General features: G+C 72.8%; 20 protein-coding genes. 11 read left to right on the top strand and 9 right to left on the bottom strand.

Annotation, left to right across the window (positions count from 1 at the left end; translation table 11 throughout):
- Nucleotides 1–321: 321 nt before the first annotated feature.
- A complete protein-coding gene (locus ABZZ38_RS24285) occupies nucleotides 322–975 on the top strand; it encodes a haloacid dehalogenase-like hydrolase (RefSeq protein ID WP_356743494.1) in 654 nt (217 codons plus the stop codon).
- Here the strand turns inward: ABZZ38_RS24285 and ABZZ38_RS24280 are convergent.
- Complete coding sequence (locus ABZZ38_RS24280; RefSeq protein ID WP_356743492.1) at nucleotides 942–1,214, bottom strand: hypothetical protein; 273 nt, start codon at nucleotides 1,212–1,214, stop codon at nucleotides 942–944. The two genes, ABZZ38_RS24285 and ABZZ38_RS24280, sit on opposite strands and share 34 nt — an antisense overlap.
- A gap of 211 nt (nucleotides 1,215–1,425) precedes the next feature.
- Here ABZZ38_RS24280 and ABZZ38_RS24275 point away from each other — a divergent pair, with 211 nt between their 5' ends.
- A complete protein-coding gene (locus tag ABZZ38_RS24275) occupies nucleotides 1,426–1,809 on the top strand; it encodes a cold-shock protein (protein WP_031073201.1) in 384 nt (127 codons plus the stop codon).
- Nucleotides 1,810–1,842: 33 nt separating this feature from the next.
- Here the strand turns inward: ABZZ38_RS24275 and ABZZ38_RS24270 are convergent, their stop codons facing one another.
- From ABZZ38_RS24270 to ABZZ38_RS24255, 4 genes are read right to left on the bottom strand one after another with little or no spacing between them, the layout of a single operon-like run.
- Nucleotides 1,843–2,688, bottom strand: coding sequence for a 1,4-dihydroxy-6-naphthoate synthase (locus tag ABZZ38_RS24270; RefSeq protein WP_356743490.1), 846 nt, complete (start codon nucleotides 2,686–2,688; stop codon nucleotides 1,843–1,845).
- Nucleotides 2,685–3,440, bottom strand: coding sequence for a futalosine hydrolase (locus ABZZ38_RS24265; RefSeq protein WP_356743488.1), 756 nt, complete (start codon nucleotides 3,438–3,440; stop codon nucleotides 2,685–2,687). Before ABZZ38_RS24265 ends, ABZZ38_RS24270 begins: the two co-directional genes overlap by 4 nt.
- A 17-nt stretch (nucleotides 3,441–3,457) precedes the next feature.
- Complete coding sequence (locus ABZZ38_RS24260) at nucleotides 3,458–3,940, bottom strand: DUF2771 domain-containing protein (RefSeq protein ID WP_356743486.1); 483 nt, start codon at nucleotides 3,938–3,940, stop codon at nucleotides 3,458–3,460.
- A gap of 27 nt (nucleotides 3,941–3,967) precedes the next feature.
- The gene (locus ABZZ38_RS24255; protein WP_356743484.1) at nucleotides 3,968–5,317 is read right to left on the bottom strand and encodes an MFS transporter; all 1,350 of its coding nucleotides are present in this window, start codon (nucleotides 5,315–5,317) and stop codon (nucleotides 3,968–3,970) included.
- 285 nt (nucleotides 5,318–5,602) lie between these two features.
- Between ABZZ38_RS24255 and ABZZ38_RS24250 the strand changes: the two genes are divergently transcribed.
- Both ABZZ38_RS24250 and ABZZ38_RS24245 read left to right on the top strand, forming a co-directional pair.
- Nucleotides 5,603–6,526, top strand: coding sequence for a DUF3027 domain-containing protein (locus ABZZ38_RS24250; protein WP_356743482.1), 924 nt, complete (start codon nucleotides 5,603–5,605; stop codon nucleotides 6,524–6,526).
- Between the two features lie 551 nt (nucleotides 6,527–7,077).
- Entirely contained in the window at nucleotides 7,078–10,200 is a 3,123-nt protein-coding gene (locus tag ABZZ38_RS24245; RefSeq protein WP_356743503.1) for a molecular chaperone Hsp90, read from the top strand.
- An 81-nt stretch (nucleotides 10,201–10,281) separates the two neighbouring features.
- Here the strand turns inward: ABZZ38_RS24245 and ABZZ38_RS24240 are convergent, their stop codons facing one another.
- Together ABZZ38_RS24240 and ABZZ38_RS24235 are read right to left on the bottom strand one after the other, a co-directional pair.
- The gene (locus ABZZ38_RS24240) at nucleotides 10,282–12,735 is read right to left on the bottom strand and encodes an HAD-IC family P-type ATPase (RefSeq protein WP_356743480.1); all 2,454 of its coding nucleotides are present in this window, start codon (nucleotides 12,733–12,735) and stop codon (nucleotides 10,282–10,284) included.
- A gap of 145 nt (nucleotides 12,736–12,880) precedes the next feature.
- Nucleotides 12,881–13,147, bottom strand: coding sequence for a DUF2530 domain-containing protein (locus tag ABZZ38_RS24235; RefSeq protein WP_356743478.1), 267 nt, complete (start codon nucleotides 13,145–13,147; stop codon nucleotides 12,881–12,883).
- A 203-nt stretch (nucleotides 13,148–13,350) separates the two neighbouring features.
- Here ABZZ38_RS24235 and ABZZ38_RS24230 point away from each other — a divergent pair, with 203 nt between their 5' ends.
- On the top strand, nucleotides 13,351–14,805 hold the full coding sequence (locus ABZZ38_RS24230) for an NCS2 family permease (RefSeq protein ID WP_356743476.1): 1,455 nt from the start codon (nucleotides 13,351–13,353) through the stop codon (nucleotides 14,803–14,805).
- A gap of 35 nt (nucleotides 14,806–14,840) precedes the next feature.
- Here the strand turns inward: ABZZ38_RS24230 and ABZZ38_RS24225 are convergent, their stop codons facing one another.
- Nucleotides 14,841–15,023, bottom strand: coding sequence for a ribbon-helix-helix protein, CopG family (locus ABZZ38_RS24225; RefSeq protein WP_356743474.1), 183 nt, complete (start codon nucleotides 15,021–15,023; stop codon nucleotides 14,841–14,843).
- A gap of 110 nt (nucleotides 15,024–15,133) precedes the next feature.
- Here ABZZ38_RS24225 and ABZZ38_RS24220 point away from each other — a divergent pair, with 110 nt between their 5' ends.
- The 3 genes from ABZZ38_RS24220 to thpR all read left to right on the top strand — a co-directional run bounded on the left by ABZZ38_RS24220 (nucleotide 15,134) and on the right by thpR (nucleotide 17,700).
- The gene (locus ABZZ38_RS24220; RefSeq protein ID WP_356743472.1) at nucleotides 15,134–15,577 is read left to right on the top strand and encodes a MarR family transcriptional regulator; all 444 of its coding nucleotides are present in this window, start codon (nucleotides 15,134–15,136) and stop codon (nucleotides 15,575–15,577) included.
- Nucleotides 15,578–15,606: 29 nt separating this feature from the next.
- Nucleotides 15,607–16,935 (top strand): MFS transporter, encoded by a 1,329-nt coding sequence (locus tag ABZZ38_RS24215; protein WP_356743470.1) that lies wholly within the window; start codon nucleotides 15,607–15,609, stop codon nucleotides 16,933–16,935.
- A gap of 198 nt (nucleotides 16,936–17,133) precedes the next feature.
- A complete protein-coding gene (thpR, locus tag ABZZ38_RS24210) occupies nucleotides 17,134–17,700 on the top strand; it encodes an RNA 2',3'-cyclic phosphodiesterase (protein ID WP_356743468.1) in 567 nt (188 codons plus the stop codon).
- Between the two features lie 83 nt (nucleotides 17,701–17,783).
- Here thpR and ABZZ38_RS24205 read toward each other — a convergent pair whose 3' ends face one another.
- Nucleotides 17,784–18,779, bottom strand: a complete 996-nt coding sequence (locus ABZZ38_RS24205; protein ID WP_356743466.1) for a helix-turn-helix transcriptional regulator — start codon at nucleotides 18,777–18,779, stop codon at nucleotides 17,784–17,786.
- A 168-nt stretch (nucleotides 18,780–18,947) separates the two neighbouring features.
- Between ABZZ38_RS24205 and ABZZ38_RS24200 the strand changes: the two genes are divergently transcribed.
- The 3 genes from ABZZ38_RS24200 (at nucleotide 18,948) to ABZZ38_RS24190 (ending at nucleotide 21,110) form a co-directional block, all read left to right on the top strand.
- The gene (locus tag ABZZ38_RS24200; RefSeq protein WP_356743464.1) at nucleotides 18,948–19,319 is read left to right on the top strand and encodes a hypothetical protein; all 372 of its coding nucleotides are present in this window, start codon (nucleotides 18,948–18,950) and stop codon (nucleotides 19,317–19,319) included.
- Between the two features lie 108 nt (nucleotides 19,320–19,427).
- On the top strand, nucleotides 19,428–19,601 hold the full coding sequence (locus tag ABZZ38_RS24195; protein WP_356743460.1) for a hypothetical protein: 174 nt from the start codon (nucleotides 19,428–19,430) through the stop codon (nucleotides 19,599–19,601).
- Between the two features lie 306 nt (nucleotides 19,602–19,907).
- A complete protein-coding gene (locus tag ABZZ38_RS24190) occupies nucleotides 19,908–21,110 on the top strand; it encodes a tachylectin-related carbohydrate-binding protein (protein ID WP_356743456.1) in 1,203 nt (400 codons plus the stop codon).
- The last annotated feature ends 134 nt before the right edge of the window (nucleotides 21,111–21,244 follow it).

Here is a 21,244-nt window from a genome sequence, read left to right as displayed (position 1 = left end):
GGGACGTGGAGCGGGTCGTGTTCTGGGCGTAAAACGACAGAGCGAAGCGACAGAGAGCCCAGAACACGATCCCCGGAACGGCCCCCAACGACGCCCACGCAACAGGGCCCAGCCCAAGGACCCGGCCCTGCACCCCAGGACCGATCACCCCTCGCACCGGGCCCCGCCCAACAAACCCCGCACCCCAGGACCGGTCACCCCACACACCGGGCCCCGCCGAACAGGCCCCCGCCCGCCCCGCACCCAGGGACCGATCACCCCACGCACCGGGGCGAGCCCAACAGCCCCGGCCCGCACACCGCACCCGGCACAATGGCGCCCATGCCCCCGAACCCTTCCGTGCCCGCCGTGCCGCTCACCGTCGGCTTCGACCTCGACATGACGCTGATCGATTCGCGGCCCGGAATCCACGCCGCGTACCGGGCTCTTTCCGCCGAAACCGGGGTGTGGATCGACGCCGACCTGGCCGTCACGCGCCTCGGTCCGCCCCTCGAACAGGAGCTGGCGCACTGGTTCCCGGCCGACCGTATCCGGGAGATGGGCGACCGCTACCGCGAGATCTATCCCTCGTACGCGATCGGGCCCACGCTCGCGCTGCCCGGCGCCCGGGAAGCGATTCAGGCCGTTCGCGCGGCGGGCGGCCGGGCCGTCGTCGTCACCGCCAAGCACCAGCCGAACGCCAAGCTGCACCTCGCCCACCTGGGCATGGAGCCGGACGCGGTGATCGGCCGACTGTGGGCCGAGGCCAAGGCGGAGGCGCTGCGCGAGCACGGGGCGCGCGTGTACGTCGGCGACCACACCGGTGATGTGCGCGGCGCCCGGGCGGCGGGGGCGCTCGCCGTCTCCGTACCGACCGGCCCGTGTGACGCCGAGGAGCTACGGGCGGCCGGCGCGGACGTGGTCCTGGACGACCTGACGGCCTTTCCTGCCTGGTGGGAGGCCTACCGGGCGGGCCTGGCGGCGGACCTGGCCTGACGGCGCTGCGCGGCGATCGACCGCAGCACACCGGCGGCGGCGATCAGGAACCCGACGCCCATGAGCATGCACACGGCGTACGCGACCGGCGGGAAGGGGTCCGTGCCCAGGAACAGCGGTGCCACCGTGACGAGGGTGGCGAGGGCGCCGATGACGAAGACGATGCCGCCGGCGCGGACGAGGCCGTCACCGGGGGCGGCGTCGGACGCGGGGTCGGCCGCGGGGGTTTCACTACGCATTCGGCCAGGGTAGTTCCCAGGCCGGAGGAACAGACCGGCGACGTCTTGTCACCAGCCCCTGGACCATTAGCCTTGGTGCGCCGGGGGCCCGCCCTGTTCGCGCGAAGTCGAGAGCTTGGGGGAGGGTCCGGGCGATTTGTTGTAGTGCTATCCAGAGCCAGTTCTGGGCACCGGACGGTGCCGGACATCGAGTACGAGGACGAGGACAGACGTGCCTACCGGCAAGGTCAAGTGGTTCAACAGCGAGAAGGGCTTCGGCTTTCTCTCCCGCGACGACGGCGGCGACGTCTTCGTGCACTCGTCAGTGCTCCCTGCCGGGGTGGACGCCCTCAAGCCCGGCCAGCGTGTCGAATTCGGTGTCGTCGCGGGGCAGCGCGGTGATCAGGCGCTGTCGGTGACGGTCCTGGACCCGACCCCGTCGGTGGCGGCTGCACAGCGCCGCAAGCCGGACGAGCTGGCGTCGATCGTGCAGGACCTGACGACGCTCCTGGAGAACATCACGCCCATGCTGGAGCGTGGCCGTTACCCGGACAAGGTGCACGGCAAGAAGATCGCGGGCCTGCTGCGGGCGGTCGCGGACCAGCTCGACGTCTGACTCGCTCGACGTCCGACCCACTGGACGTCCGACTCACCCGAACGACAGCGCGTCCGGGCCGAGGGGCGGCACCAGCCCCTCGGCCGCCGCGCGCGTCAGCAGTCCCCGTACCGCCGCGTAGCCGTCCTCGCCGAGGTCGGCCGTGAACTCGTTGACGTACAGGCCGATGTGCTGATCGGCCACCGCCGGGTCCATCTCCTGGGCGTGCTCGCGTACGTACGGGCGCGACGCCTCCGGGTCGTCCCAGGCCATCCGGACCGATGCGCGCGCCGACTCAGCGAGCAGCTTCAGCGTCGGAGCGCCCAGCGAGCGCTTCGCGATGATCGCGCCGAGCGGGATCGGCAGACCCGTCGTGGACTCCCAGTGCTCACCCATGTCGGCGAGGCAGTGCAGCCCGTACCGCTGGTAGGTGAACCGCGCCTCGTGGATGACGAGACCCGCGTCGACCTTGCCGTCGCGCACGGCCGGCATGATCTCGTGGAACGGCATCACGACCACCTCGCCGACGCCGCCCGGCACCACCTCCGCCGCCCACAGCCGGAACAGCAGGTACGCCGTCGAGCGCTCGCTCGGCACCGCGACCGTGCGGCCCGTGAGGTCGGCGCCGGGCTCACGCGTGAGTACCAGCGGGCCGCAGCCCCGGCCCAGCGCGCCGCCGCACGGCAGCAGGGCGTACTCGTCGAGGACCCAGGGCAGCACGGCGTACGAGACCTTCAGGACGTCGAAGTCGGACGAGCCGCGCTCGGCCCATCCGTTGGTGACGTCGATGTCCGCGAACGTCACGTCCAGCTCCGGCGCGCCCGGGACGCGGCCGTGCGCCCACGCGTCGAAGACGAAGGTGTCGTTGGGGCACGGGGAGTACGCGATGCGCAGGGTCACAGGTCCTCCACGAAGACGGTGGTGCTGAGCAACTGGAAGGCGTACCGCAGGGAGTCCATGGCCTGGCCGACGCGCCAGGCGGCGCGGTCGCGCGGGCCGACCGTGTTGGAGACCGCGCGGATCTCCACGACGGGCACGCCGTGGGCGGTGGCCGCCTCGGCGACCCCGAAGCCCTCCATGGCCTCGGCGCCCGCCGTGGGGTGGCGGGCGACGAGTTCGGCCGTACGGGCGGCGGTGCCGGTGACGGTGGAGACGGTCAGGACCGGGGCGACGACGTGCCGCTGTTCGCCCTCGTGGAGGGCCTTGGCGATCCGGTCGGTCAGCCCGGGCGGCGGCAGGTGGACGGAGCGGCCGAAGCCGAGCTCCTCGACGGCCAGGTAGCCGTCGGGCGTGTCGGCCCCCAGGTCGGCGGCGACGATCGCGTCCGAGACGACGACCGCTCCGAGCGGCGCGCGGTCCGCGAAACCGCCGCCGATCCCGGCGGAGACGACGAGGTCGTACGCGTACGGGGCGGATGCCAGCGCGCTGGTGGTGCCGACCGCCGCGGCGGCGGGCCCCACCCCGGCGGCGACGACGTCCACCAGCCCGTCGGCGGAATCCGGCACGGCGCCGGGCGGCGGCGGCGGGCCGTACAGCGGGCCGCGGGCGTGGCGGGCGAGCGCGAGGCCGCTCGGCAGGGTGCGCGGGGCGGACCCCGCGTACCCGACGAGGCCGGCGGCGACGCGGTCCGCCTCCGCCGCCACCGCCGTCACGACCAGGACGCGCAGGGTCAGGACGCCTTCTTCAGCTCGAAGTGCCAGATGCCGGTCAGCTTCTTGCCGCTGGTCTCGACGATGCTGATCTGCGCCGTGTTGGACATCTCACCGCTCTGGCTCGACAGGAAGGCGCTCGCCGGGATGGTGCGGTACGTCTTCTTGTAGGGCTCTTGTTCGGCCTGCTGGCCGCCGATGAACAGGGTCCAGCCGTGCTCGGCGATCTCGGGGTCGACACCGAAGCGGATCTTGTCGTCCAGGGAGACCTCAAGGGTCTTGCCGGACTTCTTGTCCAGGCACTTCTGGATCTCGGATTCCTTGATCGCCTTGCCGTCGTTGTAGCAGGTCGCTTCGGCGTTGACCGAGTCGGACCCGACCGTCACGGTCGCGAGCGGGGTCGGCTTGGTGCCGCATGCGGAGAGTACGAGGAGTCCGGCGGAGACGGCACCCAGAGCGACGCCGGCCCGGCGGGCCTTACCGGAAAAGAACGCAACGGTCATGGCTCGAAGGCTATACGCCGCCCCGGGTCACGCCACGCGGGGGTGCGGCGTGCCGCCGCCCCGGGCCGCCGTCAGCAGCCCCCGGACCGTCACCACGGCCCCGGTCCCGAGGATCCCGGCCGCCACCGCCATGCCGAGCGAACCGTACAGCGGCAGGGCGATCCCGATCGCGCCACCGACCACCCACGCCATCTGGAGCAGCGTCTCCGAGCGGGCGAACGCCGAGGTGCGCACCTCCTCCGGCACGTCCCGCTGGATCATCGCGTCCAGCGACAGCTTCGCCAGCGCCTGCGACAGCCCGGCCACCGCGCCGAGGATCGCCACCGCCACCCCGCCGAAGAACACCGCCGCGCCGATCGCCGCCGTCAGCGCGAGCGTCAGCATCGTCGCGACGATCGCCTCCGGGGCGCGGGACCGCAGCCACGAGCCGATCGCCGTACCGCAGGCGTTGCCCACGCCCGCCGCGACGCCGACGATGCCGAGCGAGACCGCCGCGCTCTGTCCCGACAGCGGATGCTCACGCAGCAGGAAGGCCAGGAAGAAGATCAGGAAGCCGGAGAGGGCGCGGTGCGCGGCGTTCGCCTGGAGCCCGTGCAGCACCGAGGGGCCGACGGTGCGCAGGCTCGGTCTCCGCTCCCCGTGGGTGAGCATGTGCGCCTTGCGCTCGCCTTTCGCCGAGTCCACCTTGTGCGGCATCGACATCGCCAGGGCCGTGCCGCCGATGAACAGCGCGCACGCCCCGTACAACGGCCATGGCGGCCCGATCTGCTGGAGCCCCGCGCCGATGGGCGCGGCGACGCCCGTCGCGAGCAGGCCCGCCAGCGTCACCCGGGAGTTCGCCTTCACCAGGGAGAAGCCGGGTGGCAGCAGGCGGGGCACGACGGCGCTGCGCACGACGCCGTACGCCTTCGACGCGACGAGCACGCCGAGCGCCGCCGGGTACAGCTCCAGACCGCCGGTGGCGACCGCGCCCGACATCGCCAGGGCCAGCACCGCCCGGGTCAGCATCGCGCCCGCCATCGCGGCGCGGCGGCCGTGCGGCAGCCGGTCGAGGAGCGGGCCGATGACGGGGGCGAGGAGCGTGAAGGGCGCCATGGTGATCGCGAGGTAGAGCGCGACCCGGCCGCGCGCCTCGTCCGTCGGCACGGAGAAGAACACCGTGGACGCGAGCGCCACGGTGATCATGACGTCGCCGGCGCCGTTGACGGCGTGCAGCTCGATCAGTTTGCCCAGACCGGATTCGCCCGCGCCGTGGGCGTGCGTGGCCCGGCGGATGCCGCGCGCCGTGCCGGTGAACGGCAGGTGCAGGGCACGGCCGATCCGCCCGGCCGCTCTGCGGAGCGGCCCGGCGTCGTCGGACGACCTCGCGGCTGCCACCCCGTCATAGTGCCCCACCGGCCACTTCGGTGAACCGCTATGACGGCTACTTGGGGCGGGCAGGTGGGCGGCGGGCGACGGAGGGGGTAGCGTGCGTAGCGCGCCACCGGCGGTAGTTTCCGGCCGCGCGCCTCTTCGGCATCCCGCAGAATGGATGACGATAGGTGTGCCCGGGACACGTTGGGCGCGGACGTCGATGCGGCCCCCTGGTCCGCTCCGCCCGCCGCCCGGCATCGCGACCCGGCCGGCGCATCTGTGAGACGGCGTAGGAGAGAAGCGAGACCTGTGAGTGCTGCGACGACGCGAAGCCGTACTGCGCGTACCCCCGCCCCCGACCGCCTGTGCGCCGAGGCGGTAGACCTCGCCAGGGAGGCGGCCGCGGAGGCCGCGGCGCCGGGGGTCGTCGGCGAACACACAGGTGTGGTCGCCGAGGGTGACCGGGTCGTCACGCACTTCTTCGAGTGCCGTGAATTCGGCTACCGGGGCTGGCGGTGGGCCGTGACGGTCGCCCGCGCGTCCCGCGCGAAGAACGTCACCCTCGACGAGGCCGTCCTGCTGCCCGGCCCCGACGCCCTGCTGGCACCCGAGTGGGTCCCGTGGAGCGAGCGGCTGCGCCCCGGCGACCTCGGCCCCGGGGACCTGCTGCCCACCGAACAGGACGACCTGCGCCTGGAGCCCGGCTACACCGTCGAGGACGAGCCGCCGCCGAACTCCGCCGTGTCCGAGGACATGGCCGACCTCGTGGACGCGGAGGACGCCGAGATCGTCTCCCGCACCCCCTCGCGGGGCACCATCGCGGCCGTCGCCGAGGAGCTCGGCATGCGCCGGGCGCGCGTCCTGTCGCGGTACGGGCTGCACGTCGCCGCCGACCGGTGGGAGGAGTCCTTCGGCGCGAAGACCCCGATGGCCCAGGCCGCCCCCGCGTCCTGTGTCACCTGCGGCTTCCTCCTTCCGCTCTCGGGCTCGCTGAAGCAGGCGTTCGGTGTCTGCGCCAACGAGTTCTCGCCCGCCGACGGACGTGTCGTGTCCCTGGCGTACGGCTGCGGCGGCCACTCCGAGGCCGCGGTCATGCCGAAGCCCCCGCGGCCGGCGCCGCCGGTCCTCGACTCGATGGGCACGGACGAGTTCCCGCTGCGGCCCTCCCGCGACAGCGGCTCCGTCCCGGCGACCTCCCCGGACGCGGCCTCGGAGGACCTGGGCCACAGCTAACCCCCCCCCGGGGGCGCGGGGGCGCCCTCCGGGCGGGCCCGGAGCGCGGGGCCCTCGGCCGTGGGCCCGGGGGCGGGTGCGTGCCCTTGGGGGTGGTCCCGGGGCGGGACCGGGCTCCGGTCCGCGCGGGCGGGGTCCTTGGGGTCGACCGGGTGCGCCGACGTGCCGTTGGGGACGTTCCGGGGATCGTGTTCGGGGCTCTCTGTCGCTCCGCTCTGTCGTTCTACGCCCGGAACACGACCCGCTCCACGTCCCCTCCCCGGGGCGGGACGGGGTTCCGGGCGCCGGTCTTCGGGGTGCGGAGGCGGCGCGCCTGCGGGACGGGGGCGTCAGCCCCCATCCACGTCCCCTCCGGGGCCGGACCGGGCTCCGGGCGTGCGTGCCGTCGGGGCCGGACCAGGCCCCTTCCGGTGCGGGAGCCCCCGGCATACCCCGCCCCCGGAAGGGGGTCCCGCGCCCCGCAGGGGTGGGGAAAGGCGGCCGGCCTCGGGCACGCGGTACCTTCGGGCCCCGTACAGGCGCAGTCCGAGAGAGCGGAGCACAACGTGAGCGTGAGGGCGACGGCGACCGATGGGGCGGCCGACCCGTTCGGGACCGCGCGGCTGCGGCGCGGGGTGCTCGACGCGTGGGGCGCCGGGCCCGCACGGTTCCGGGAGGACGCCAACGCCGAGGAGGACCTCGCGCTCGGCGGCTACCGCGACCGGCTGATCGTCGAGCTCGCCCAGAACGCCGCCGACGCCGCCGCCCGCGCCGCCGTCCCCGGCCGCCTGCGGCTCACCCTGCACCCCGCCGACGCCACCGGCGACGGCCGCGCCGTGCTCGCGGCGGCCAACACGGGCGCCCCGCTGGACGCGGCGGGCGTCGAGTCGCTGAGCACGCTGCGCGCGTCCGCGAAGCGGGAGGGCCACGAGGGCGCGGTCGGCCGCTTCGGCGTCGGCTTCGCCGCCGTCCTCGCGGTGAGCGACGAGCCGGCGGTCGTCGGCCGGCACGGCGGCGTCCGCTGGTCGCTGCGCGAGGCCCGCGAGATGGCCGCCCAGGCCGCGTTCGCCAGCCCCGGCCTCGGTGACGAACTGCGCCGCCGCGAGGGCCACGTGCCGCTGCTGCGGCTCCCGTTGCCCGCCGAGGGCACCGCCCCCGAGGGGTACGACACGGTCGTCATCCTGCCGCTGCGCGACTCCGCCGCCGTCGGCCTGGCCGAGCGGCTCCTCGCGGGCATCGACGACGCGCTGCTGCTCACCCTCCCCGGGCTCTCCGAGATCGTCGTCGAGACGCCGGGCGGGCGCCGGGTGCTGACGCGGCGACAGGAGGACGGGTACGTCCACATCGACGACAGCGACAGCGGCACGCGGCGCTGGCGGACCGTCACCCACCAGGGTTCCATCGCCGCCGACCTGCTCAAGGACCGGCCCGTCGAGGAGCGGCTGCGCCCCCACTGGTCCCTCACCTGGGCCGTGCCCGTCGACGACGAGGGGGCGCCCACCCCTCCCCGTACCGCGCCCGTCGTGCACGCCCCCACGCCCACCGACGAGCCGCTCGGCATCCCCGCGCTGCTCATCGCGTCGTTCCCGCTGGACACCACCCGCCGTCACCCGGCGCCCGGCCCGCTGACGGACTTCCTGGTGCGGCGCGCCGCCGACGCGTACGCCGAACTGCTCGCCGACTGGCGGCCCGTGTCGACCGGCACCATCGCTCTCGTCCCGGGCCCGCTCGGCAAGGGCGTGCTCGACGGGGCGATCCGGGGCGCCGTCCTGGAGCTGCTGCCGCGCGTCGCGTTCCTCGCGCCCGCCGCGCCCTCCGAGGAGCTCACCGCCCTGCGCCCGTTCGAGGCGGAGGTCGTCGAGGGCGCGGGCGCCGACACCGTACGCGTCCTCGCGGACGTCCTGCCGACCCTGCTGCCCGCCGGGCTGGAGCGCCGTACCGAGCTGCGCGCCCTCGGAGTGGCCCGCCTGCCGCTCGGTGAGGCGATCGACCGGCTCGCGGGCGTGGAGCGGGCGCCCGAGTGGTGGGCCCGGCTGTACGAGACGCTGGCCGGCGTCGATCCGGACCGGCTGACCGGCCTGCCCGTGCCGCTCGTCGGGGGCCGTACCGCGATCGGCCCGCGACAGGTGCTGCTGCCGCTGCCCGACACACCCACCGATCTGACCCGCCTGGGCCTGAAGGTCGCCCACCCGGACGCCGCGCACCCGGTGCTGGAGAAGCTGGGCGCCCTGCCGGCGACCCCGCGCGCCGTGCTGACCACCCCGCAGGTGCGGGCGGCCGTCGCCGCGTCGCTGGACGCCGAGGACGTCTGGGACGACGGCGTCGGGGAGGAAGCGGCCCTGGACGCGGACGAGCTCGCGGACACCGTCCTCACGCTCGTGCGCGACGCCGGTCTGGAGCCGGGTGACGAGCCGTGGCTGGGCGCGCTCGCGCTGCCCGACGAGGACGGCGAACTCGCGCCCGCGAGCGAGCTGGTGCTGCCCGGCAGCCCCTTCGCGTCCGTCATGCGCGAGGACGAACTGGCGCTGTGCGACGCCGAGCTGGCGGAGCGCTGGGGCGAACAGCCGCTCGCCGCCTGTGGTGTGCTGTCCGGCTTCGCGCTCGTACGGACCACGGACGTGGTGCTGGACCCGGACGAACTGGAGCCGCGCGACGGGGACTTCCCCGAGCCGGACGACGCCGGTCTGCTCGACGCCGTCGACGTGTGGTGCGAGGACGTCCTCGACCGGCTGCCCGAGACGCCGGTGCCACCGGTGGCGACGGAGATCGTCGCCGTACGGGACCTGGACCTCGTCGACGACGACGCCTGGCCGCGGGCGCTCGCCCTGCTGGCGAGGCCGCCGCTGCGCGACGCGCTCACCCAGCCGGTGCGGGTCCTGCTGCCCGACGGCACGACGGAGACCGTCCGCTCGTACACGGCGTGGTGGCTGCGCGACCACCCGGTGCTGGGCGGGCGCCGCCCGGCCGGTCTGCGCGCGGCGGGCGCCGACCCGCTGCTGGAGGGCCTGTACGACCCGGCCGACACGACCGGCTTCGAGGACGCGCAGGTGCTGCGCGCCCTGGGTGTGCGCACGTCGGTCGCCGCGCTGCTCGACGAGCCGGGCGGCGCCGCCGAGCTGCTGGCGCGGCTCGCCGACCCGGACCGCGAGGTGACCGCCGCCCAGCTGCACGGCCTGTACACCGCGCTCGCCGACCTCGACCCGGAGCAGGTCACCCTGCCGGACGACCTGCGCGCGGTGGTCGACGGCGAGGTGCGGGTGGTGGACGCGGCGGACGCGCTGGTCGCCGACGCGCCCGACCTGCTGCCGCTCACCGCCGGCCGGCCCCTGCTGCCCGTGGCCCCGTCCCGGGCGGCCGATCTGGCCGAGCTGTTCCAGGTGCGGCGGCTGAGCGAGGCGGTGGACGCCGACGTCACCTCGGACGGCGAGGAGCACGACGTACCGGAGTCCGTGCACGCCCTGCTCGGGCCCTCCACGCCCGCGACGTACGTGGAGCACGAGGAGCTGCGGGCCGGGGGCGTCGAGCTGGACTGGCGGCGCACCCCGGACGGAGCGATCCACGCGGCGACCCTGGAGGGCGTGGCGGCGGGTCTGGCGTGGGCGGCGGGCCAGTGGCCGCGCCGCTTCGAGGTGGCGGCGCTGCTGGAGGACCCGTCCCGTACGGAGGAGCTGGCGCGCGACCGCTGGTTCGACTGACCCGGCCGCCCGGCGGGCGCCCGCCGGGCGGGGAAGCGGAGGCCGGGCGGGGTGAACGGAGGCCGGGCGGGGAAGCGGCGGTCAGACGGGGAAGCGGCGGTCCACGTACCGCCAGGCGAGCTCCAGGACCGCGCCGCCCGCCGCCGCGATCGCCACGGCCGTCCACGGCATCGTCGTGCCCACGAGCCTCAGGGCGAAGAAGTCCTGGAGCCAGGGCACGACGAGGACGATCAGGAAGCCGGCGCCCATGGTCGCCACCAGCGCGACCCGCCACCAGGTGTAGGGCCGGGCGATGATCGCCAGGACCCACAGCGACACCAGGAACAGCGTCAGCGTCGCCGCGCTCGTCTCGGCGCTGAGCGCTTCCGGCCCGCTGTAGTGGCTTCCCGCCAGCAGGTAGGTGGTGAAGGTCGTGGCGCCGGCGATGAGCCCGGCGGGCACGGAGTACCGCATGACGCGGCGTACGAAGTGGGGCTTGGCGCGCTCCTTGTTCGGGGCGAGCGCCAGGAAGAACGCCGGGACGCCGATCGTCAGCGTGGACAGCAGGGTCAGGTGCCGGGGGAGGAACGGGTACTCCACCTGCGAGCACACCACGAGGATCGCGAGCAGCACCGAGTACACGGTCTTGGTGAGGAAGAGCGTGGCGACGCGGGTGATGTTGCCGATGACGCGCCGTCCCTCCGCGACGACCGACGGCAGCGTGGCGAAGCTGTTGTTGAGCAGCACGATCTGCGCGACGGCCTTGGTCGCCTCGGACCCGGAGCCCATGGACACGCCGATGTCGGCGTCCTTGAGCGCCAGGACGTCGTTGACGCCGTCGCCGGTCATCGCGACGGTGTGCCCGCGCGACTGGAGCGCGCCGACCATGTCGCGCTTCTGTCGCGGGGTGACGCGTCCGTAGACGCTCCCGTCCTCCAGGACCTTGGCCATCTCGTGCCGCTCGGCGGGCAGCCTGCGCGCGTCGACGGCCCGCTCCGCCCCGGGCAGCCCCAGCTTCCCGGCGACGGCGCCGACGGAGACGGCGTTGTCACCGGAGATGACCTTGGCGTCGACGTCCTGGTCGGCGAAGTAGGCGAGCGTGTCGGCCGCGTCGGGCCGCAGGCGCTGTTCCAGGACGACGAGGGCGGCGGCCTGCGCGGTGGCGGCGACCTCGGGGTCGTCCAGCTCACCGGTGACGCGGGCGAGGAGCAGGACGCGCAGCCCCTGCTGGTTGAGGTCGTCGATCTCGCCGAGGAGGGGGGCGTCGTCGGGGAGGAGGACGTCGGGCGCGCCGAGCAGCCAGGTGCTGGTCTGCCCGTCGCTCTCGCTGAAGGCGGCGCCGCTGTACTTGCGCGCCGACGAGAAGGGGAGCGCCTGCGCGCACCGCCAGTCGTCGCTGTCGGGGTAGGTGTCGATGATCGCCTGGAGGGAGGCGTTCGGCCGCGGGTCGGATTCGCCGAGCGCGCCGAGCACGGTGCGGACGTACGCCTCGTCCGTGCCGTTCAGGGTGCGCAGCTCGGTGACGTCCATGCCGCCCTCGGTGAGTGTGCCGGTCTTGTCGAGGCAGACGACGTCGACGCGGGCGAGCCCTTCGATGGCGGGCAGTTCCTGCACGAGGCACTGCTTGCGGCCCAGCCGGATGACCCCGATGGCGAAGGCGACGGAGGTGAGGAGGACCAGCCCTTCGGGGATCATCGGCACGATGCCGCCGACGGTCCGGGCGACCGACTCCTTGAAGTCGGTCTCCTTGACGACGAGCTGGCTGATGATGAGCCCGATCGCGGTCGGCACCATCATCCACGTCACGTACTTGAGGATCGTCGAGATGCCGGAGCGCAGCTCCGAGTGGACGAGCGTGAAGCGGGACGCCTCCTCGGCGAGCTGGGCGGCGTACGCCTCGCGCCCCACCTTGGTGGCGGTGAAGGCGCCGGTGCCCGCGACGACGAAGCTGCCGGACATGACCTGGTCGCCGGGTTTCTTCAGTACGGGGTCGGCCTCGCCGGTCAGCAGTGACTCGTCGATCTCCAGGTTGTCGGCCTCGGCGATGACCCCGTCGACGACGGCCTTGTCGCCGGGCCCGAGTTCGATGCAGTCCCCGAGGACGATCTCCGACGTCGGGACGCCGGTCGCGACCCCGTCGCGCCGGACGGTGGGCTTGGCCTCGCCGATGACGGCGAGCCCGTCGAGGGTCTTCTTGGCGCGGAGCTCCTGGACGATGCCGATGCCGGTGTTGGCGAGGATGACGAAGCCGAAGAGGCTGTCCTGGATCGGCGCGACGATCAGCATGATCACCCACAGGACGCCGATGAGGGCGTTGAAGCGGGTGAAGACGTTGCCGCGGACGATGTCGGCGGTGGAGCGCGAGCTGCGTACGGGTACGTCGTTGACCTCGCCGCGCGCGACCCGCTCGGCCACCTCGGCGGCGGTCAGCCCGGCGGGCCGGTGACGCACGGGTGGTGGCACCGGGTGCACGGGGTCGAGCTCGGCCCCGGCGTCGATGAGGGGGCGGCCCTCCGTGCCGGGCCGGCCGGTGTCGATCTTCGCCCGCTGCGTCATGTCTCCGACGGTACGGCCGGAAGGCGCGGCTCACCCGCCGAGCGGCGGGAAGTTCCGCCCCTGGTACGACGGGAATGGTCCCTGAGTCGTACGCGGCGGCACGGCCACCGGGGCGCCGGGCCGTCGTTCCCCGTGTGCCGCTCGGTCAGGCGGGGTCGGTCCCGCGCTCCGCCGCCGCCCGCTTCAGTGCCGCGTCGCGCTTGCGGACGTACCAGATGCCCAGGAGGCCCAGACCGGCCCCGGCGAGGCAGGTCCAGACCCACCAGGTGAGGTCACGGTCGGCGAACCAGCCGTAGAAGGGGACCTGCACGAGGAAGAGGACGAACCAGATGATCGTGCCGCCGGTGATGGTGGCGACGACGGGCCCCTCCAGGGGCTCGGGTGCCTCGTGCTTGGGGGTCCACTTCGCCATGCGGACAGTGTAGGTGGGCCCGACCCGGCGCCCCCGGCACGCCCGCGACCCCGTGCGGATACGCGTTCTACGCGCGGAGATACCGATCTTCGAATCATGTGTTCATACTGAAACGTCTTGTGTCTGACTGGTTCTGTTCGTTTGAACATACATAAATGACCGGTTGGAGCCCCCTTTCCGCCCCCCGCACCCTGAGGTTTCGCATGCCCTCCTCGGTCACCGCTCCCGCGGACTCCGGCGCCACGCCGCCGTCCCCGCAGCAGCCGATCGGCGGCCTGGACCGCTTCTTCAAGATCTCGGAGCGTGGCTCCACGGTCGCCCGGGAGGTACGCGGCGGATTCGCGACCTTCTTCGCGATGGCCTACATCATCGTGCTGAACCCGATCATCCTCGGCAGCGCCAAGGACATGTACGGTCACCAGCTCGACGGCGGTCAGCTCGTCACCGCGACCGTCCTGACCGCCGCCTTCTCGACGCTCCTCATGGGCGTCATCGGCAACGTCCCCATCGCCCTCGCCGCCGGCCTGGGCGTCAACACGGTCGTCGCCCTCCAGCTCGCGCCGCGCATGTCGTGGCCCGACGCGATGGGCATGGTGGTCCTGGCCGGTGTCGTCGTGATGCTGCTCGTCGCGACGGGACTGCGGGAGCGGGTGATGAACGCCGTCCCCGTCGGCCTGCGCAAGGGCATCGCCATCGGCATCGGCCTGTTCATCATGCTGATCGGCCTGGTCGACTCGGGCTTCGTCTCCCGCATTCCGGACGCCGCCCACACCACGGTCCCGCTCCAGCTCGGTGCCGCGGGCCACCTCTCCGGCTGGCCGGTCCTGGTCTTCGTCCTGGGCGCGCTGCTCACCCTCGCGCTGATCATCCGCAAGGTGCCCGGCGCGATCCTCATCTCGATCGTCGTCATGACGATCGTCGCCATGGTGATCAACGCGGTCGCCACCGTCCCGTCCTGGGGCCTGACCACCCCGAAGTGGCCGGGCAACCCGCTCGCCACCCCCGACTTCGGGCTCGTCGGCCAGGTCAGTCTGTTCGGCGGCTTCGAGAAGGTCGGCCTGCTGACCGGCTGCCTCTTCGTCTTCACCGTCCTGCTGTCCTGCTTCTTCGACGCGATGGGCACCATCCTCGGCGTCGGTGACGAGGCGAAGCTGATGGACAAGGACGGCAACTTCCCCGGCATCAACAAGGTCCTCCTCGTCGACGGCCTCGCCGTCGCCTCCGGCGGCGCCACGTCCTCCTCCGCCACCACCTGCTTCGTGGAGTCCACGGCGGGCGTCGGCGAGGGCGCGCGTACCGGCCTGGCGTCGGTCGTCACGGGTGCGCTCTTCTCGGTCGCGCTCTTCCTCACGCCGATCGCCACCATGGTCCCGTCCCAGGCGGCCACGCCCGCGCTGCTCGCGGTGGGTTTCCTGATCCTGGCCGGGTCGGTCAGGGACATCGACTGGAGCGACTTCACCATCGCCGTGCCCGCGTTCCTCGCGATGGTGATGATGCCGTTCACGTACTCGATCACCAACGGCATCGGCATCGGCTTCATCGCGTTCAGCGTGCTGCGGCTGGCGGCCGGGCGCGGCCGGGAGGTCCCGGTCGCGATGTACGTCGTGTCGGCGGTGTTCGTCTTCTACTACGCCATGCCGGCCCTCGGTCTCACGTAAGGCCGGCCCGTGCGGGGCCCTCGCGCGGGGCCGCCTCACGTAAGGCCGTAGAACCGTTCCGTCTCGTCGACCGCCGCCTCGAAGCGTGCGTCGAAATCCTCGCGAATGAGCGTCCGGACCACATAGTCCTGGACGCTCATTCCGCTTCTGGCCGCATGCCGCTTGAGCCGGTCGAGCAGCTCTCCGTCTATCCGCAGGCTGAGCACTGTCGATGACATGCCGGTCAGAGTGGCCGCCTCGACCACCTGTCCGGGTCGTTTTCGGGCAATCTCTCACCCCTTCGGGTGACGCGCTGTCTTTAGCGAGGGTAATGAGTTACGCTAAAGACATGCCTGACCACTCCCACGGTGACCCCGCTGACGTAGCCGCCGTGAACTCGCTCCGCTCGGCCGTCATGCGGCTGGGCCGACGCCTGAAGCACCAGCGCGTCGACGAATCGCTGAGCCCCACCGAGATGTCGGTGCTCGGCACCCTCGCCCGCTGCGGCTCCGCCACCCCCGGTGAGCTGGCCCGCAAGGAGCACGTGCAGCCGCCGTCGATGACCCGCATCGTGGCGCTGCTCGAAGCCAAGGGGCTGGTCCGGCTGGAGCCGCACCCCGACGACCGCCGGCAGAAGGTGGTCAGCCAGACCGAGACGGCCGAGGCCATGCTGGAGGAGTCCCGCCGCAAGCGGAACGCCTGGCTGGCCGCGCTCGCCGAGAGTCTGGACGAGGAGGAGTGGGCCAAGCTGCGCGCGGCCGCCCCCGTGCTGGAGAAGCTCGCACACCTGTAGACGTAGGCAAGCCGAGGAGGCGAACACTTTTGAGTACGGGAAACGGAGGAGACTCCGCACCCGCACACATATCCGATACCTCACGCACGTCGACCTTCTCCTCACTGAAGGTACGCAATTACCGGCTCTTCTTCACCGGCGCCATCGTTTCCAACACCGGTACGTGGATGGCCCGGATCACCCAGGACTGGCTGGTCCTCAGCCTCACCGGCTCGGCCGCCGCGGTCGGTATCACCACCGCGCTGCAGTTCCTGCCGATGCTGCTCTTCGGCCTGTACGGCGGCGTGATCGCCGACCGGTATCCCAAGCGGCTCCTGCTGGTCCTCAGCCAGGGCGCGCTCGGCCTGTGCGGCCTGGCCCTGGCCGTGCTCACTCTGTCGGGCCACATCCAGGTCTGGCACGTGTACCTGATCGCGTTCCTGCTCGGCATGGTCACGGTCGTCGACAACCCGGCCCGTCAGTCCTTCGTGTCCGAGATGGTCGGCCCCGCGCACCTGCGCAACGCCGTCAGCCTGAACTCCGCCAACTTCCAGTCGGCGCGGCTCGTCGGCCCCGCCGTCGCGGGCCTGCTCATCGCGTCGATCGGCAGCGGCTGGGCGTTCCTCGTCAACGGCCTGTCCTTCCTCGCCCCGCTCACCGCCCTGCTGCTGATGCGCACCGGTGAGCTCCACAAGGTCGAGCGCGCCCCGCGCGGCAAGGGCCAGCTGCGGGAGGGCCTGCGGTACGTCGCCGCGCGCCCGGAGCTGATCTGGCCGATCGCCCTCGTGGGCTTCGTCGGCACGTTCGGCTTCAACTTCCCGATCTGGCTGACCGCCTTCGCCGACGACGTCTTCCACGTCGGCCCGGGCATGTACGGCTTCCTCAACACACTGATGGCGGTCGGCTCGCTCGTCGGCGCGCTCCTCTCCGCCCGGCGCGGCACCTCGCGGCTGCGGATGCTGGTCGGCGCGGCGGTGGCGTTCGGCGCCCTGGAGATCGCGGCGGCCCTGTCGCCCGCCTTCTGGCTCTTCGCGCTGCTGCTGGTCCCGATCGGCATGCTGGGCCTGACGGTGAACGTCACCGCCAACTCGTCCGTCCAGATGGCCACCGACCCCGTCATGCGGGGCCGGGTGATGAGCCTGTACATGATGGTCTTCGTCGGTGGTACGCCGCTGGGCGCGCCCCTCGTGGGCTGGATCACCGACACGTACGGCGCGCGCGTCGGCTTCGCCACGGGCGGTGCCGTCTCGCTGGTCGCCGCCGCGGTCATCGGCTTGGTGCTGGCCCGGCTGGGGGGCCTGCGGCTGAAGCTGGACATGCGCCGCGGCCACCCGCACGTGCGGTTCGTACCGCGCGAAGAGCTGGCGACGGCGGCGTAGTGGCCGTGTGAGGTGCCGAGTGAGGTGCTGCTTGAGGTGCCGCGTGAGGTGAGGAAGGGGCCCGGTTCGGGCCCCTTCTTCCGTTCCGGCGGGCCCGGGACCCTGGGGGGCGGCTGCCCGCCGAGCGCCCCCACGTCGCGGAGGGAACGGCCGGAACGCAGCCGGAACAGGCGTGGCCGATCGTGCCAGACTCGCCGCATGAGGCTATTCGCTGCCGTTCTGCCGCCGCCGGCGGCCGTCGAGGAACTCGCCGCCGAGGTCGAACGCCTGCGGGCCCTCCCCGACGCGGACGCGCTGCGCTGGACCGGCCGGGACGGCTGGCACTTCACCCTCGCGTTCATGGGCGAGGTCGACGAGCGGCTCCTGCCCGAACTGAGCGACCGGCTCTCCCGCGCCGCCCACCGCACCCCGCCCTTCCCGCTGCGCCTCCACGGCGGCGGCCGGTTCGGGCGCCGCGCCCTGTGGACGGGCGCGGCGGGCGGGCTCGACGAGATGCGGCTGCTCGCCGAGCGCGCGGACGCGGCGGCCCGCCGCACCGGTGTCGACATGGAGGAGCACCGCCGCTACCAGGCGCATCTGACGGTGGCCCGCAGCCGTACGGACCACGCCGACCTGCGCCCGTACGTCACCGAGCTGGAGCACTTCGAGGGCGTGCGCTGGCAGGTCGAGGAACTCGTCCTGGTCCGCAGCAACCTGCCGGTGCGCGGTGTCCCGGGTGACCGGCCGCGCTACGAGACGCTCGCCATCTGGCCGCTCGGCCACTGAGCGGCCAGGGCCCGTCCCCACGGCCCGGACCGTCGGCGGCCGGGTCCGTAGCCCGTAGTCCGTAGCAGTCCGTCAGCGGTCCGTCAGCAGTCCTTGCCGAGCCAGCCCCGCTGGACCGCCCGCACACCCGCCTCGAAGCGGCTGCGCGCGCCGAGCCGCTCCATCAGCTCCGACGCGATCCGGCGTGCCGTCCGGTGCGACACCCCGAGCCGCTTGGCGATGGCCTCGTCCGTGTGGCCCTCCGCCAGGAGCCGGACGACCGTCGCCTGCTGGCCGGTCAGGCCGTGCGCGTCCACGGGCACGGTGTCCCCGAGCGGCTGCGCGCCCGCCCACACCGTCTCGAACAGCGCGCACAGCGCGGCGAGCGTCCCCTGACCGGTGAGCACCACCGCGCCCGCCGCCGAGTCGTCGCTGCTCACGGGGATCAGCGCCGTTTTGCGGTCGGTGAGGATGAGGCGGGTGGGCAGCGACGGCACGGTACGGACCTGGCCGCCGAGCCCGGCCAGCCAGGTGGCGTGCTCGACGGTGGGGCGGTTGGTGCGGACGCTGTCCAGGTAGATCGTGCGCATTCGCACACCGCGCTCCAGGAGCTGCTGGTTCAGCGGCCGGGAGGCGGCCATGTTGTCGGCGGTCTGCGGCCCGTCGGGGGCGAACGTCATGACCTCCTCCCGTACCTCGCGCGTCAGGGAGGCCAGCCGGTCGCGTATCTGGTCCAGCCCGACGAGCTGTTCGACGCCCGGGTGCCCGGCGGCCGGCCGCAGCTCGGTGTACTCGGAGATCAGCTGGGCGGCGGCGGCCCGGGACGCCTCCAACCGCTGCTGCTGGGCGGCGAGTTCGGCCTGCTGGCGGGCCATCAGGATTTCCATGCCGATGTCGGGTGACACGGCCCGAAGGCGGCCCGCGTCGGTCGCGGACGGCCGTACGAGCGCCAGCTCGCTGAGTATGTCAAGGGCGTCGCGTACCGCCTGCTCGTCCGTTCCCAGAAGAGAGGCGAGTTCGACGACGCCGGCCTGCGGATGCATGAGCATGCCGCGGTAAATCGATTCTGCAACCGCGTCGAGCCCCAGAGCAGTCAGCATGTTTCCCCCCGGCGTGACCGAAATCTTCACAAGTGCGGACCGATCTTCGCAGACGGAGTGTGAAGGGACACAGAGGGATTTCGCAAGGTCGGCCGGAAGGGGCCAAGGACGGAACAGACCAGGGCGGACACCGCGCCACCGGCGTTTTCCCCTGGGACGGTGGAGCGCATGTACCTTGTTCACGCCCATCTGGAACTCCCGTTCGGCCGAGAACTGCCGTACGACGTGCGGAACTTGCTGAAGTCCGCGCTGCGGCCCGACGACGAGGTCGAGCACCTGGCCGTGCACCCCCGTTCGCCTTCGTGGCTCACCCTCGGCTGCTACCTGCTCGCCCACCGGCTGGAGGAGGCGGAGGCCCGGACGGCACGGGTGTGCCGCCGACTGGTGGACGAGGTGCCCGCGCTGGGCGGCGCGCGGCTGCTGGATGTGGGGGTGCCGCTGCTCCCGTTCCTGCCGGCGGCGGTGGGCGGTGAGGCTCTCCCTGGACACATTGGTCCAAGGCCGGTTCGGTCCACCCGAAAGCCCTTCCACCATCCCTGACCTGCGACGAAGCTATGGATCACCGGCCGGGACAAGCGTCACCGCGGGACGCGAAACCGGCCAGGAGCTCACCTCCATCCTTCGCTTCGTTCGCAGAAAGGCCCACCCATGCTTCGCACCCGCCTCCCCCAGGCCGCCGCGGTCCTCGCCCTCGCCCTCACCCTGGGCGGCACGGTCGCCACCGCCACCGACGCCGCTCGTCAGTCGACCACCACGGTGGCGGGCGACATGGGCTGGCAGACGGCCCCGGCGGAGCTGAACGGCGACATGGGCTGGCAGTAACACCCCTGGTGGCCCCACGCCGCGCCGCACCGGCGGCCATGGCGCAACCGCCACCACCCGCCCCACCCCGCACACGCGCCCCACTCCGCACACCCCGCACCACCCACGATCCACGCCGCACCCGCCGCTGCCCCGCGCCACCCAGTGCGCACCCACGTCCCGGCAGCCGCCGACGGCACAGCACCACCCACCACGCCGCTCACCGCGCCGACGCCCCGCGCCGCTCCACCGTGCCCTGCGCGTCCGCATCACACGCACGCCGCACCACCCACGCCGCTATCTGCCACCACCCAGGGGGGACCCACCGTGAAGACCGTCCACAAGGCTGCCCGGAGCGCCACCAGCCTCGTCCTCACCGCCGCCGCAGGCGCCGGGCTGCTCACCGCGGCGAGCGTGGTGACCGCTCCCGCGGCCCAGGCCGCGACGTCCTGCTCCGGCAGCGTGTCGATCTACGGCGTCCTGCCCGACGGCCGGATCACGTACAGCGCGATCAACCCGGCCAACGGCGACCTGGCCAAGGTCCGGGTCGGCCAGGACCTCGGGTTCGAGCCGAAGGCGATGGCCACGCTCAACTTCAACACGGTGCTGGTCACCTCCACGACGGGTGCGCTCTACCGCGTCGACGTCAAGACGAACAACGAGATCCTCACGCTGGAGCGCACCCCCACCCGGATCGCCGACAGCGGCTGGACGCACGACAAGCTGACGTACGACGGTCACGGCCACCTCTACGGCACGACGGCCGCCGGTCTGCTCCTGCGTTACAACGTCACCGAGGCCAAGCCCGCCGGTTCGCAGCACATCGGCGCCCGCACCGAGATCTCCACGGGCTTCGTGCTGAAGACCCTCACGGCCACCGGTGACGACCGGCTCAGCGCGACGACTGCCGAGGGCAAGCTGCTGGACTACAAGATCGTGGGCGCCGGCGACTGGCAGCGCAACGACCTGAAGGCGGACGGCTGGGCGGCCTTCGACCAGCTCGTGTCCCCCGGCGGCGGCCTCTACTACGGGCGGATCGCGACGACCGGTGCCATGTACTGGTACAAGGACGGCAACCCGCTCGACGGCCAGGGCTCCGACATCGAGTACAACACCAAGGACCCGGTGAACACCGACGGCTGGACGCAGAAGATGCTGTCCGCCCAGCCCGGCACGTACACCTGCACCACCAGCACCACCGTGTCGGACCCGAACGACATCGCCGAGGTGAAGGCCGTCGCCCGCGACATGATGGGCAAGCACGACGCGGCCTGGAACACGACCACCCAGTGGAACTGCCTGGACCAGCTGTGGACCCGGGAGAGCAGCTGGAAGTGGAACGCGGACAACCCGTCGTCCGACGCGTACGGCATCCCGCAGGCGCTGCCGGGCACGAAGATGGCCGTGTCGGGTGACGACTGGCGGACGAACCCGGTGACGCAGATCAAGTGGGGTCTGACCTACATCGACGGTCGCTACGGCACGCCGTGCGGCGCGTGGAGCTTCTGGCAGTCGCACAACTGGTACTGATCACCACCGGTACCGGTACCGGTACCGGTACCGGTCACGCGGACGGTCCCGCCCCTCGCTGCGAGGGGCGGGACCGTCCGCGTTAGTCTCGGAACGTGGACCCGAAGACCCGAAACCGGATCATGGCCGGTGTG

The sequence above is a fragment of the Streptomyces sp. NPDC006368 genome (assembly GCF_040612535.1).
Lineage (GTDB): Bacteria > Actinomycetota > Actinomycetes > Streptomycetales > Streptomycetaceae > Streptomyces.
Note: the sequence above shows the minus strand (reverse complement) of the source record. Positions and strands in the feature narration are given on the sequence as shown.